Source organism: Prosthecobacter fusiformis, assembly GCF_004364345.1.
Taxonomy (GTDB): Bacteria; Verrucomicrobiota; Verrucomicrobiia; order Verrucomicrobiales; family Verrucomicrobiaceae; genus Prosthecobacter; species Prosthecobacter fusiformis.
On record NZ_SOCA01000021.1, the window covers coordinates 14,941 to 29,799 of the forward strand.

Here is a 14,859-nt window from a genome sequence, read left to right on the forward strand (position 1 = left end):
CAGCCATAGACCTCCTGCGGATCATAGTTGCAGCTCCCATCATCCATCGTCGCGCTCGGATCATAGTTGTTCGCCAACGGATCAGTGCAGCCATAGATGTCATCAGACTCCATCGATTTCACTTCCGTCTTCAGTTGAGCTTCAACACCCTTTTTTTTTGTATCTACTTCCATATCCATTAATGATGTTTATCGTTATTAGTTTTTGTTTTCTGGCCGTATTGACCAAAATTGTTTGCTCCGCCCTCGTTGCGCAGCCTCACGGATCATACTCGCAGCTCCCATCACTCTCCGTCGCACCAGGATCATAATTCAGCGCCTCAGGATCAGTGCACCCGTACGTCACCGGCGGCGGCTCATACTCACAGCTCCCGTCATCTTCTGTCGCATCTGGATTATAATTGGATGCATCGGGATCCGTGCACCCATACACCGGATACACACAGCTTCCGTCATCCACCGTTGCGCTCGGATCATAATTCGTCGCCGTAGAATCCGTGCACCCGTACACCGGATACACACAGCTTCCGTCATCCACCGTCGCACCCGGATCAAAATTCGTCGCCGAAGAATCCGTGCAGCCATACACCGGGTCATACGTACAGCTTCCATCATCCTCCGTCGCACTTGGATCATAGTTATTCGCCGTAGAGTCCGTGCACCCATACACCACCACCGGGTCAAACGTGCACGACCCATCATCCACCGTCGCCCCCGGATCATAATTGTTCGCCAGCGGATTCGTGCATCCTGGCACCGGATAAACCCCCGGCCAGTCACCCGTCACCAGCAGCTTTCCGTCCTCCAGCACCATCAGGCCATTCACCGGACCGTTCACCTCCGTGGAAAACGCCCCGTCCACCGTCCCTTCCGCATTCAGCCTCGCCAGATACATTTTCGACGCACCATTCACTGTCGTAAACGCACCCCCTGCCATTACCTTCCCATCCGCCAGGCTCCCCAGCGCCCGCACCTCTCCGTTCAGTACCGGTGTAAAGGAAGCATCCACACTCCCGTCCGCCTCCAGCCGCACCAGCCTCATCGCATCCTCCCCGCCCACCGTGGTGAACTGCCCGCCTAACAAAAGATGCCCATCCGCCAGCACCGCCAGCGCTAGCACCGCATCGTTGCACACAGGGTTGAAATCCACATCCAGCGTCCCGTCCGCATTCAGCCGCGCACACCGGCTTCGCGCTACCCCGCCCACCTGCGTAAAAGTACCGCCGATCACCACCTTCCCATCCGCCTGCACCGCCATCGCCTTCACCTCCCCATCCACCATCGGCGCATACCCATCATCCACCGTACCTGCCGCCGTCGGATTTACCGATGTCCCCGCCAGATTAATCACAAACGGATTCTCATCCCCATCATCGCTCGCCACCTCCAGCACCGCCGTCCTCAGCCCCTCCGCATCCTCGCTCATCAACGGTTCAAAAGTCACCTCAAACAGCGCCTCCTCACCCGCCTCCAGCTCCGTCACCGGCAACTCCGCCGTCACCGTAAAGTCCTCCGCACCCGTCAGCCTCAGCCCCAGGCCCCTCAGCGTCGCATTCCCCGCATTCACCACCTTGAAGACCCGGCCCACACTGCTCTCCGGCACATCCCCAAAGTCCACCACTGCCCCCATCTCCAGTTCACTCCCCGCTGGCTGCTCCACGCGGATCTCCCCCATTGCCCCCACCCCCGTCAGCTCCAGCAGGAAAGGGGACCCCTCCGCATTGCTCGTGGTCTCCAGCACTGCCGCATGGTTTCCACCCGCCGTCGGCTCATACCTCACCTCCAGCACCGCCGTCGCCCCCGGCTCCAGCTTCCCCGGCAGCAGCCCCACCGTGAACATATCCGCATCTTCCCCGCTTAGGCTCACACCCATCTCACTCAGCATTCTCAGCCCCGCATTCATCACACTCAGCTCCACCCCGCCACTCTCCCCCGGCACCACCTGTCCCAGGAACTGGCCCGCACCCGATGCCAGCGGCTGCCCCGCCACAGACACCGCCAGCTCCCCCTGCGGCTTCGTCGTACACACACACGTATTGCTTGTTAGGCCCCCGCGGCGGATTCTTGCATAGTAAATCACACCCCGCTCCGCACCCGTCACCTCCTTCTCCACCGCGGCCCCTTCACCCACCACACAATCCCGGTACCCCGGCAGAAAAGCACTGTCAAAGGATGGGGACGCCGCCACATCCAGCAGCGTCTCCCCCTCACCATCCGTCCACTTCAGCGTAAACGTCGTCGCCCCCTCGTCCGATTGCCTCAGGTCGATCCCTGACCCCGTTCCTTCCGCATCCGGCGCATTCACAAAATACATCCTCGTCAGCCATCCACCCTGGTCCGGATTCAGCGTCACCCGCGCCAGCAAGGTCTTCGGCCATCTCATCGGCCGCGAGGCCGGATACCGCTGCACAAAAGTGCTATCACGGATCCATACCCCCGCATGCAGGCACATCGGGATAAAGATGCTCAGCTCCGCCCCGCTAAACTGGATCTCCCTCTTCACCATCGGCGTCTCCGTTGGCAGCTTAGGGGACACATTCGGCTCAGACTGCGTAGTCCACTGCTCACTCCCATCCACCACCGGCTTCTTCAGCGTCCACCTCTCCACCACCGTATAGTCGCACGGCCCGTCATACCCCTCGCTCAGCCACACCGGCCTCCACGCATACCGCTCCACCCTGGAATAAATATTCCCCGCATCCGTCGTCACCGGCTGGATCTCGATATAGTTCAGCACACGCGGCCACGAATAATTATCCCGGTATCCATACGTCCGCGTCGCCACCCCGTTCACCGCACTTCCCGCCAGCCCCGCTGCCTGCACCGTCGTACGGATCGCCCACAGATTATCCACCTGCTGCACCGTCGTATACTGCCCCAGTGCATTCGTCCCCGTCGCCGCCGTCCCCGCGCACACCACCTCCTGCCGCGTCTCACGCACCGTCCCCGTATCCTGGTCCATGTCCGCATTCACCAGCTCATACGGTTCACCCCATTCCTGGCGCGTCTCCGTCCTCGTACTCGCTGCCAGGCTATCCTCATTCACACTCGCCCCCATCAGTTCCGTACGCGCCTCCGCAGTCGCCGTCACCGGTGCCTTCTGCGTCTCCGTGATCGTCCTCACCCATGGCAGAAACTGCCTCGGCGGCGGCTGCGATTTCTCCAGCGTCTGTGCCTTCGTCGCCCCCATCCGTAGCATCGCCTCCACATCCACCGCCTCCTCCTCACCCAGCCTCACCAGGTCCACCTGCCACGTCCGCGAAAACGTCGCATGAGTATCCGTCGCATTCACCAGCTTCACCGCCACCAGCATCAGGTACGCACACTGCGGATGGTAACTCCCCACCAGGCAGTCCGGCGGCAGCCCCGGCCGCATGATCCCCACCTCCTCCGCCCGCTTCGTCCATACCACAGCCTCCTCCGCATCACCCATCATCCGGTGCAGCCTCACCACCGCACCCGCACCCACACTGTTATAAATCCCCACCGCATCCTCCTTCGCCACCGCCACAAACACCGGCAGCCAGCCAGAAACCGCCCGCGCCAGCTCCACCGCCACCTTCTCACCTGTATCGCAGCCCCATACATCCACCACCAGCGTCTTCGCCGCACCGCCCACCACCTCCCTCGTCCCGTTCAGCACCAGTTCAAAGCCTCCCTCCAGCACCATCCGCACCACCTCATCCACCACCGGCACACACACCACCACCTCACGTACCGCCCTCTCCTCCTTCACAAACCGGCGCACCAGATCCGCACTCACCGTCACCGAATCATTATAGATCCGGTTCAGTGGAGCCACCCCATCCGCCAGCCGCATATCCGGCCAGTCACGGTTACCGCGCCGTGGCGCATCATAAAAAGAATCAGCCATAAAAAATCAAAGTCCTGGGTAAAATCTAAACATCTTCTCCGCCTGCGGCCGCATCCCCCGCAGCAGCACCTCCGCCTCCTGCGCCTGCGCCGCCACCAGCCCCGGCACCTCCGCATTCCTCATCACACTCGCGCTCAAAAACCTCTGCATCACCAGCGGCAGAAAGATCGACTCCACATGCTCCGCAGGCACGGGTAAAGGCGCACATCCATAAACATCATCCGCAGTCAGCCACCCCAGGCTGCACCGCGCATCGAATTCCACCATCAACTCCGCCTCCACCGCCCGGCCCAGCCTTAGCTGCACCCTCGGCAGCCCCGCACCCGCCGACATCACACTGTCTGCGGAATACACCATCTCATCCCCCGGCCCCTCCCGTACACGCCGCATCCTCCCATAGTCACCACGCTCCACGCCCCCCGCCATCAGCCCCCGCCGCCCGTTCACCGGCCTCAGCACCCGCCCGCCCCGCAGCCTCACCGGCGGCAGCACCGTGATCACCTCCGCCCCCAGCGTCACACAGTCCGCCGCCAGCCTCGCGTTCCCTCCCGCCGCATCCCCCAGGTAAGGAAAAACCAGCCTCCCCACCGTCCCCTCGATTTCCAACAATCGGTTAGGCCGCTCATCCCCCGGGATCATCAGCTCGCATCCTACCGCCCACTCCGGCCACCCCTCACACAGCACCTCCATCCCCTCCCTCACCAGCCCCGTCACCGCCACATTCAGCGGCGCATGAAACAGCGCCCCCATTGGCCGCTGCGCCGCGAATTTCGGAGCCCTCACCGCCAGGCTTTGCAGCGTCGCATTCATCGCCACCAGCGCCTCCGGCAGCGGATCATCCAGATCCGGATTCATCATCGGCAGCTCACGCTGCTCCCTCCGCAGATAGCGGAAAAGATGCTCCACCACATCCCGTGCATTCATCGCCATAAAAAAGAAAAGTTAAAAATTAAACCCCCGCCTCAGTCCTCCCCAGCCACCTCTGTTGCCCTCAGCTTCACCCATCCCGTTGGCGTCACCACCGCCGGGCATCCCGCCCCCTCCAGCACCTCCCTCAGCTCCTTCTCCTCCAGCCCCAGCCCCCACCCCAGCGCCCTTAACCTCAAAGCCCCACCCCCCAGCATCTCCCGCATCCGCGAATAACATAAAAAAGGATCCACCTCCAGATCACCTTCCGCCCCCTTGCCCACCTCGAGAGGAGCGTGGGCACTCTTGCCCGCCCCGTCCGCTAACCAACCCCCGTCCGCCCCCTTGCCCCCCTCCCCGCGTGAAACCTCCCCGACACGAGCGTCCTCCTCCTCCCTCACCCACTCCACCAGCACCACCATCGCAAACGGCAGCCGCCTCTGGTTCAGCATCACTTCCGCCAGCCTCCCTTCATCCGCCATCCACAGCGTCCACGGCAGCCGCAGCACATGCCCATCCAGCCCCGCCTCCCACTTCATCACATAGCAGCGCCCCTCCTTGTCACAAAACTCATACGGCTGGGTCGATCCCACACCCCTCGCCACCAGCACCACCACCGGATCACCCTCACGGAAAAACCGCGCCAGCACATGAGCATTCACCCGCACCGGCAGGGCAGGGGAGGAAAAAGAAAAAGTCCGTCGCATAACAAAAAGCTAAGTAAAAAATTAAAGTTAAAAATCACCCCATCCCGAGAGGAGCGTGGCACTCCTGCCCGCCCCCAAAATACCGTGGGCACTCCTGCCCGCGCCGTCCGCTAACCGACCCCGTCCGCAAAAGTACCGTGGGCACTCCTGCCCGCGTCGTTCGCTAACCAACTCCCGTCCGCTAAAGTACCGTGGGCACTCCTGCCCGCGCCGTCCGCTAACCAACCCCCGTCCACCCCCTTGCATTCCTGCCCGAGAGGAGCGTGGGCACTCCTGCCCGCCTCTGGGAAAGGAGCGCACACACTCCGGTCCGCATACCCCCTCGCAAAGCGAAAGGGCCAAAGGTGAGGGGGGCCAGCCCCAAAGGCCGATACCCCCTCACCCCCGTCACCTCATCACTCCTCCAGCGTCGGCACCTCCAGCCCCGGATGCTGCCCAGCATGGCGGATCAGCGCATACCCCGTCGTCTTCCGGTCCGTCCGGATGCACGGCGTCTGGCCAAAGATCGACTCATAACCACCCCCGTGCGTGAACCCATAATCACGCTCCTGGTAGATCATCTTATCATCCCCCACATACGCCCTCACCGCCGAGTTTTTCCCCAGCATCAGCGAGCACATATCCACCGCCCCTCGCTCGTTGCACGGAATCACATACGCACCCGCCAGGAACGTATCCGTGTAGTTGAAATCGGGAGACGTATTCGAGCCATCTTCCTCCTCCTCATCCACCATACCAGGCCCAGGTGTGCTGTCCCAGGTATTCCCAGTCGCATTAATCTTGCCCACCACCGCAGCGCCCTTCGTGGAAGTCCCTGCACCATCAGGGCTCAGGATCTTCGAAATCGTGATCTGATTCCCATTGTTGCCCGTCCCCAGGTATTCCACAAAACCCACCGACCCATCCGTATTCACGATCCACGCATAATACTTCCGGTTCGCACCACAGATCCCCGTATCCGCATGATTGTAAAAATCATTCCAGTCTGCGTGCGCCGCTTGGCCCTCCCACCACTCATACTTATATCCGCCGAACCACTCGAAAAACCGCGTCTGCGTATCACCCGCATCCGAGATCAGCTTGCAGCTCCCCGCAGCAGAGTCCACCCCAAAGCCCACCCCCAGGATCGCCCTCGGTGCCAGCGGATCCGCCAGCACATCATACTCCGCATCCACAGAGATGTGCTCAAACAGGCCGATCCCCTGCCAGTCCAGCAGTCGCCCGCTATACAGCGGATGGTCATCACTCCGCGCCGCCGCATTCATCAGCGCATTCTCATACGAATGATGCATTCGTAGAGACGTCATCGCCACATCCGGGATATACGCCATGCACGAGTACACCGGAGACCGGTGCTTGTTATGGCCGATCTTGAATGGCATCCCCCCCAGCCTCTGCCACTGCGGCTTCGCCATCGTCAGCACCGTCGGGCTCATCGTATCACCCGCCGTCAGCTGGTCAAAACCACGCTTCCCGTTAGGGTAGATTGTATTGCCCTTGCCCAGCAGCTTCAGCGCCATCTTCATATCGTTCATCCGCTTCCGGCCCAGCTTCATCTTCAGCTGGTCCATGATCGCAGACTTCACACTCCCACCCGCCGCCATAAACTTCGCCTGCTTCTTGTTCCACTCGAACGCGTCACGCCAGAAGTCCACCTTGCACGTATACGTCGCCCAGTTCACCGAGGAAGTATTCCCCGTCAGCTCCTGCTCACCCCGCACACCCGGACCGCGCGGCTGGGACATCACCGTAAACACCACCGAGTCCCCCGCATTGTAATTCTCCAGATCCTTCTTCACCACGAACGGCTTGCTGTCCTTCTCCCCGCCCTCAAAAAAGGCAAAGTCATCCACCGACTGCGCCCCCGTCCTCAGTTGCTTGTTCCACACCTTCGCCACCAGGCCCGTATCCTGCCCCAGTGCCGCCGCCAGCGTCTGCACCCGCGCATCCGCATTATAAGTATTGTTCTCCGGCATAATCTTGTTTCCTAGTATTCGATTTAAATGTTATTAAATAATATCCAGCGATGCTAAAAAACACCGCCATCACTCACAGTCGTTTCTTGTCCAGTTGATCCAGCACATCCCTCTGCTCCTCCGGGCTTAGCTTCTCAAACTCCGTCATCGCGGCAGATGCCGTCAAAGCCATCGAGTTCGCACCGCCTCCTACCGGGGAGCCCGGCATCCGCACACCCGTGCGTGGAGCCTTGGGCATCCGTAAATCAGATCCGCTCAGCCTCTCAGGATCGGCAGCGCCGCCTCCTAAATAAGCACCATGTTTCTCCATCGTCCGTCTGGCGATATTCTCAGGCCAGTCAGCACTCTTAAAGATAGGATCCTTCTGCTGTTCCGCAAGTAAAATTTCAGCGCCTAACAAAGTATTGAATAAACTTTCCTCACTCCCCATCAGCTCCCCGTACATCCTCTCCACCTGCCCCCGCGAAGCCGCCTCCTGCGCCTCATACTCCGTCACATACGCCGCCTCCGTCTCCGCAGTTCTCCTCGCCTGCTTCACCTCCATGCGCGCCTCCACCATCTCCGCCAGCAGCTCATCCGCCCCCTCATAATCATACCCCGCCATCCTCGCCGCCCTCTCCCTCACCAGCCCCTCCAACCTCTCCTCCGCCAAAAGCACAGTCGCCGCTCCCCCACCCTCATAAGCGCCTTCAGCACTCCCTTGCCCTGCGCTTGCGGCGATGCCCGCGCCGTCCGCTAACCGATCCCCATTCGTCCCTTGCTCCGTCTCCCCCCGGGCACTCTCTCCCACCCCGTCCCCTATCTCATCCCCCATTTCCCCGCCAAACTCAAACACCCGCCCCAGCGCCTCCCTCAGCGTCCCCGCCTCACCGTCCCGCAGCATCCGCGTCGCCTCGATCAGCCCCCGCCGCTCCTCCCGGCTCTCGATCGCCCTCAGGCTGATTCTCCCCGGCATCCGCCCCTCATCCTCCCCCGCAGGCCTCCGCGCCTCACGGATCGCCGCCTCGATCCTCCTCTCATCCCCGCTCTCCAGATCCGCCACCCCCTCCTCGCTCAGCCGCGTCACATCCACCTCCTCCATGGCCCGCTCCAGCGCCATCTCCCCCGTCTCCGCCTCCGTCAAAACAGCAGCCTCATCCAGACCGCCCATCACATCCATCACCTGCGGCTCATCACCGCCAAAGACCGTGGTATCATCCATACCCCAACATCCCCCCGCCCACCCACACCCCGCAACCCCCAAACCCCCCCACTTAGCCCAAGTCCCAAAAAAACATTTCTCCCACACATCCAAAAACATTATCCAGAAAAAGGAGCCCCCTCCAACCCCCAATCCCGTCCTCACCTCTCAAAAGTAGCCCGCTCAGTCCCCTGAGCGGATAGCCACCTCGAAGCCCCTACCACCAGCCCACCATCGAAGCCCCTCCCGCCCTCCTCCTACCTCTCCACCTCCTAAAAAACCCACCACCCCCCAATCCCGCCTTGCACCCGCCCCCAAGCCAGCTAACAAAAACACCCATGCCCTCCCCCCGCCGATACATCATCACTCAAGACGGAGAAAAGTTAGGCGAATTCACCGAAGAGCAGGCGCTCCACTACCTAGACGAAGGCAGCCTCCACCCACATGACCTAGGCTGGGCACCCGGCATGGACGCTCCCCAGCCCTTGTCCGCCCTCTTCCACCAGGCCGGCACATCCACCCCGCCGCCCATCCCTCACCGCACCATCATTCATCCCAGCCCCCAGCCGCAAAGCCCACCCCCCAGCAGCTACCTCCCATCTCCCACCCTCCACTCCGCCCCCACACCCCTCACCACCGGATACATCCCCGCTGTCCAGGGCAGCCACTTCATCCCCGTCCATCACCGGCGCCCCCGCAGCATCCTCCGCTCCATCCTCGCCACCCTCATCGTCCTTCTCCTCCTCATCACCGCCAGCATCATCTGGTACCACCTCAGCCACGGCCCCCAGGCCCTTTACCAGCGCGCCCTCACCCAGGCCCAAAAGCACCCCACTCGCTTCCTCACCGCCGGGGCCACCCTCCTTCAGCAGGCCGCGTCCCAGGCCCACGCCCCCGCCCAGGTAGAGCTCGCCCTCTGCCACCTCCGCGCAGACGGCGTCCCTCGCGATGTCCCCACCGCCCTCCAGCTCTTGCAAGCTGCCGCAGACGCCGGCGATCCCCGCGCCCAGGCCCTCTATGCCTCGATGCTCAGCCTCGGTCAGGGCATCCCTCGGGATCTCGCCAAAGCCCAGAGCTACCTCCGCCTCGCCCTCGACCAGTCCCACCCCGAAGCCTTCTACCAGTGGGCCCAATGGCTCAGCCATCAGGCCAAAACCACCGGCATCCCCAACCCTCAGGAAATCTACCTCAGCACCACCCTCGCCGCAGAAAAAGGCCACCTCAGCGCCCTTGCCACCCTCGGCTGGATGCAGATCCACGGCCTCGGTACCACCGCCAACAGCCACCACGGCCTCACCCTCCTCAGTAAAGCCGCCGCCCAGCACGACCCCGCCGCTCACCATTACCTCGGCCTCCTCGCCCTCGCTGGGGATAACACCCTGGTCTCCCCCACCCTCGCCGAGCATCACCTCCTCATTGCCGCCGAGGCCGCCCACCCCCAGGCCATCCTCGCCCTCGCCAAATACTACCAGCAGCACCACCAGTCCGCCGCCGCAGAGACCTGGCTCACCATCGGCACAGACCTCCAGCTTCCAGACCTCCTCTTCCTTCGCAGCCAGCACACCCTTCACACCTCCCTTGAGGAAAGCCTCCAGTGGCTCCAAAAAGCCGCCGACCTCGGCCACCCCCAGGCCCAGCACCAGCTCGCCGCCCACTATCAAAAAGGCCACGGCCTCCCCCAGAGCGATACCCTCGCCAAAAAATGGGAAAACCTCGCCACCTCCCAGGGCTACCGGTCCCAAGAATAATCCCAGGTCCTCACTTCAAAACTGCCTCATATCAACGAACATCCAAAAACATCATCACAATGTTCACTTGGCGGTGAGGGCATTTTTCCGTGAAACGAGTCCAACCAATACCGCTTCCGCCTGCGATGCCTTGGGCCACCAGATTGATGGCCTACCTTAAAGTGAGGCAATAAAACTCACGGTGTGGAGAGCACAAATCACACTCCGTTTTCGCGCACAACCGATTGGGGCGCAGGCTGCGAATGCCTGTGACTGAGTTCTTTAATCCTTAACTAACTAACTTTATGAGAGCACTTTGCTGGCACGGAAAATATGATGTCCGAGTAGATACAGTCCCTGATCCCACGATCCTTGAGCCGACGGACGCCATCATCAAAATCACCTCCACAGCCATCTGTGGTTCGGACCTCCATCTGTATGATGGCTACATGCCATCCATGAAGAGTGGCGACATCCTCGGCCATGAGCCCATGGGCATCGTTGTAGAGGTGGGCAAGGCAGTGACCAAACTGAAAAAAGGAGACCGCGTCGTCGTTCCCTTTGTCATCGCCTGCGGCTGCTGCTTCTTCTGCTCGAAGACCCTCTACTCCTGCTGCGATACCACCAACCCCAATGCGGAGGAGGCCAGCAAGGCCATGGGCCACGCCCCGGCGGGTCTGTTCGGCTTTTCACACATGATGGGCGGCTACTCCGGCGGCCAGGCCGAATATCTCCGCGTACCGCATGCAGATGTCGGACCCATCAAGATCGAATCCGGCCTGCCAGATGAGCAGGTCCTATTCCTCTCAGATATTTTCCCCACCGGTTACATGGCTGCGGAGAATGCCGATATCGAGCCTGGGGATACCGTCGCCGTTTGGGGCTGCGGTCCCGTAGCCCAGATGTGCATCCAGAGCTGCTGGATGATGAAAGCCGGGCGCGTCATCGCCATCGACCGCGTGCCAGAGCGCCTCGCCATGGCGCGCAGCATGGGCCGGGCAGAGACCATCAACTTTGACGAGGAGGACGTCTATGAACGTCTCCAGGAAATGACCGGCGGGCGCGGGCCAGACCGCTGCATCGATGCCGTGGGCTGCGAGGCCCATGGGACCGGCGGCGTGGATGCCGTGGTGGACAAGCTCAAAGCGGCCGTCATGCTCGCCACGGACCGCGCCCATGCCCTGCGTCAGGCCCTGTTCTGCTGCCGTAAAGGCGGCACCGTCTCCGTCCCAGGAGCCTATGTCGGCATGGTGGATAAATTCCCCTTCGGCGGCGCCATGAACAAAGGCCTAACCATCAAGATGGGCCAGACCCATGTGCAGCGCTACACCCAGCCCCTGCTGGAAAAGATCGAAGCCGGAGAGATCGACCCCTCCTTCGTCATCACCCACCGCCGCACCCTCGAAGAAGCCCCCGACGCCTACAAAACCTTCCGCGATAAAGCCGATGGCTGCATCAAAGTCGTTTTGAGACCCTGAGCCAACTCAATGTGACTGAGCGTCCGATCCTCTTCCCTCAGTGAAAAGGATGGGCGCTTACTCTTCCTCTCCAAAGGCCAAAATCACCCCAGCCTTTCCTCCCCGAGTGGAAAGGCTGGGGTGAGCGGCTCCCGTTCAGTAAAAGTACTCCAGAGCATTAGCTCGCGAAAACCACGCCTTCAAAATAGACGCGCGAATAGCATCAGAGGGTACCACCCGATGCTACTCTAACCTCATCCAGGTCGGTCACCAAAATTACTGCGGATTCTTCGTCGTTGGCGAATCAGGTGCCTCGTCACCCGCCGCAGGCATTTGCCCTGGCGCGGGTTTTGGATCTTGGCCAGAGACTTCGTTGGCGGGCTTGGCGGCGGATGGCATCGGTTGCTGCCCTGCCGCAGCCGCATCCACAGGCTTATTGTTAGGCTGCTGGCCTGGGGCTGGCTGCTGTCCCGTCACATCAGCCTTTTGGCCATACGCCACCGGCGTTTGCCCAGGCATTGCCTGGCCTGAGACCGCCGTAGCACCCGTGATACCGGTAGATCCAGCAGCCCCTGAGGCCGTTGTACCCTTCGTACCCTCGATGGAAGCTGCGCCCTGGCTGCCGATGTTCACCATGCGTTTAAATTCTTCCAGGCTCAGGCTGCCGTTCTCGTCGTGGTCCAGCCGTGTAAACAGCCCTTGCGGATTCGTCGCGATCTGACTGGCCACAAAATTGAGCGCCGTCTTCGCATTGGCTTCCCGTTCATGATTACCCTTCATGTGACGTCGGTTGGTATCTTTGTTTTCGTCCGGTGTTTCCTCGGCAGCGCGCACTTCGGTCAGTGCAGTGAAGGCCAGGAATAGCGTGGTATGAAGGATGACAGATTTCATAGGGGTTGGGAAAAATGGATCAAATAGAACTGCTGAAATGAGAACCGGAGAAGGGCGTCGAAAAGGTACGGCGATCATAGTTTCGCTCCCGTTTGTGGAAATGGGTGTATCACATTCAGGGGCAGGGGAGCGGTTTCCGGCACCTCCTGATTTTGGGATGAAAAACTAAACTCCCGTACTTTTTCAGCATACTCTTCGTGGTGCTCCACCAGTCCTAAATGCTTCGCTGGAATCAGCGTCGTAAGATGCCCATTCGGCACCGCATGCTGGATCGCCTGGCTGGCCCGGGGCAGGGTAGTCGTGTCATCACTGCCAGCGATGACCAGCGTAGGAACGTTGATTTGCGGCAGCACATCAGTCGCGTCATATTCCATCATCCCCAGCATCCCCCTGGCCACCACCCCCGGTGATGCTCGTAGCTGAAAGCGCGCCGCAAAATCAATCTGCGCCCACGATTCCGTTCCAGCAAAAGAACCCCGCTTTGTGGTAATATGCATGGAGCCATTGCGATAACTCAGCCAGTTCATCACCCATACCACCGGAGATAAGGCAATCGTCAGCCACATCAGCGGCTTCAGCACAGGCGTTTGGATCGCCGTCAGAAAAGCCGCACCAGAGGTAGTGCGCACCGGATTGGTAGGCGTCGTATGAGTCAGCACCAGCCCTTGTACACGTGTGCCCAAGGCCGCAGGAAAGTGCCGGCAAAACGTCATCACGATCATGCCGCCGATGCTGTGGCCCACCAGGATAGCTTTCTTGCTTCCGGCAAATTCCAGCACCGCCTCCAGATCATGCGCCATCTTGTCCAGGCTAAAATCACGATTGTTAGGCCGCGTGGATTTCCCCAGTCCCGGCAGATCCCACACGATGAGGCGAAAGCGGTCCGCCATCTCCCTTTTAAAGTAAGTCCACTCCGTGCTGTCCAGCCCCCAGCCATGCGTCAGCACGATCGGCATACCATTCTCTGGACCATACACCTCCACCCTTAGCGAGGTGCCATCAGGCCGTTGGATCTGTTGGGAAATCCTCGGAGTGATGCTGTCATAGGGCGGTACCGCATTGGCTCCTTGGCCCGGTTTGCTCGATGACAAAACAAGCTTCAGCAAGCTCCCTCCAAATAAAGTGATGAGCACCAGCACACACGCGGCCGCCAAAAGCCCCGTCACCTCATTCATGCCCACTTCCGGCTGAAAGACCGAGGCACCCAGGCTGGCATCCCACACCCAGGACCGTTGCTGCCATTCATGTGCAAAGTAGATGGCCCCGCTCAGGATCCCCAGTGAAAGGAGACCGCAGAGCCAGGTTTGAAGAATGAGAGTTGGAATCATGCCAGACCCCTTTGCACAAAGCTCGCCACACTTTGGAAAACAGCCGTCAGGAAAATTTAAAAACAAAAGTTCCTTCGGTTAGGTCCTTTGCCGCCAAGTCTGCTTACCCGGCTCTAAACCGGCCACCCCTGGACATCGGATTACCTCAAAGTCACCGGTGAACTGGCTGTCGATCTCCGCAGCAACATCGCCACCGAAGCACGCGCCAAAATGGTTTACGAACGCCTCATCAAACTTCTGCGACGATCCCGGCACCAAAGAAGCACTGCAGTTCTTGATGACTCGGGAGATCACCCACAGGCGCACCTTCATCCAGGCCCTAGACGGTCTCGGTAAAGGCTTCGTCTCAGCAGGCTCCCTCATGATCCCCGACGAAGCCCCCCTCGCCGTCGGCCTCATCCCCCCCCGGCATCGTGGATCAATATTACAACGACTCCACCGGCCACCAAACCACGTCCCCCCACCCCATCGTCCCCTCAAAAGCCCCTCGCATTAAATCCCATTCTCCGCCTCCTCCGCCTCTTTGCCCCTCTGCGTTAAACCGATCACAGCAGACCCCTCCACCACTCCAAACTTTTTTCCCCACTTAGCCCAAGTCGCCCCCCAACATCCTGGACACCGTCCACCCCGGCCCGGACTTTTCATACATGTCCACAAGCCAGACCCAGCCCATCCCCCATCCCTTTCGCCAGAGCAAAGTCCATCACGCCTTCCCCCGCCCGCACCCCCCGTACAAGCCAGTCAACTCCTCCACCCCACCTCAACCAACACCACCCCAACCAACTCCACCCCAACCAACTCCACCCCAACCAAC

At 60.7% G+C, this 14,859-nt stretch carries 9 protein-coding genes and 1 pseudogene; 3 read left to right on the forward strand and 7 right to left on the reverse strand.

Going from position 1 to position 14,859, the window contains the following annotated elements:
• Positions 1 to 258: 258 nt before the first annotated feature.
• From EI77_RS24055 to EI77_RS22870, 5 genes are all read right to left on the reverse strand, one after another.
• Positions 259 to 3,873, reverse strand: a complete 3,615-nt coding sequence (locus tag EI77_RS24055; protein WP_133797637.1) for a choice-of-anchor D domain-containing protein — start codon at positions 3,871 to 3,873, stop codon at positions 259 to 261.
• A 6-nt stretch (positions 3,874 to 3,879) separates the two neighbouring features.
• Positions 3,880 to 4,803 carry a hypothetical protein gene (locus tag EI77_RS23495; protein ID WP_166647463.1) on the reverse strand — a complete coding sequence of 308 codons (924 nt, stop codon included), beginning with the start codon at positions 4,801 to 4,803 and terminating at the stop codon, positions 3,880 to 3,882.
• Between the two features lie 32 nt (positions 4,804 to 4,835).
• The gene (locus EI77_RS23500) at positions 4,836 to 5,486 is read right to left on the reverse strand and encodes a hypothetical protein (protein ID WP_166647464.1); all 651 of its coding nucleotides are present in this window, start codon (positions 5,484 to 5,486) and stop codon (positions 4,836 to 4,838) included.
• Between the two features lie 395 nt (positions 5,487 to 5,881).
• Entirely contained in the window at positions 5,882 to 7,462 is a 1,581-nt protein-coding gene (locus EI77_RS22865; protein WP_133797640.1) for a hypothetical protein, read from the reverse strand.
• Positions 7,463 to 7,535: 73 nt separating this feature from the next.
• Positions 7,536 to 8,663: a hypothetical protein gene (locus tag EI77_RS22870; protein ID WP_133797641.1), complete on the reverse strand. Its 1,128-nt coding sequence runs from the start codon at positions 8,661 to 8,663 to the stop codon at positions 7,536 to 7,538.
• Between the two features lie 317 nt (positions 8,664 to 8,980).
• On the opposite strand from EI77_RS22870, the gene EI77_RS22875 reads away from it, so the two are divergent.
• Together EI77_RS22875 and EI77_RS22880 are read left to right on the forward strand one after the other, a co-directional pair.
• Entirely contained in the window at positions 8,981 to 10,390 is a 1,410-nt protein-coding gene (locus tag EI77_RS22875; protein ID WP_133797642.1) for an SEL1-like repeat protein, read from the forward strand.
• 284 nt (positions 10,391 to 10,674) lie between these two features.
• The gene (locus tag EI77_RS22880; protein ID WP_133797643.1) at positions 10,675 to 11,847 is read left to right on the forward strand and encodes a zinc-dependent alcohol dehydrogenase; all 1,173 of its coding nucleotides are present in this window, start codon (positions 10,675 to 10,677) and stop codon (positions 11,845 to 11,847) included.
• Between the two features lie 255 nt (positions 11,848 to 12,102).
• Here the strand turns inward: EI77_RS22880 and EI77_RS22885 are convergent, their stop codons facing one another.
• Positions 12,103 to 12,717 carry a hypothetical protein gene (locus EI77_RS22885; RefSeq protein ID WP_133797644.1) on the reverse strand — a complete coding sequence of 205 codons (615 nt, stop codon included), beginning with the start codon at positions 12,715 to 12,717 and terminating at the stop codon, positions 12,103 to 12,105.
• Between the two features lie 74 nt (positions 12,718 to 12,791).
• Entirely contained in the window at positions 12,792 to 14,045 is a 1,254-nt protein-coding gene (locus EI77_RS22890) for an alpha/beta fold hydrolase (protein WP_133797645.1), read from the reverse strand.
• 120 nt (positions 14,046 to 14,165) lie between these two features.
• On the opposite strand from EI77_RS22890, the pseudogene EI77_RS24130 reads away from it, so the two are divergent.
• A pseudogene (locus EI77_RS24130) lies at positions 14,166 to 14,488 on the forward strand (manganese catalase family protein); the annotation flags it as partial.
• Between the last annotated feature and the right edge of the window lie 371 nt (positions 14,489 to 14,859).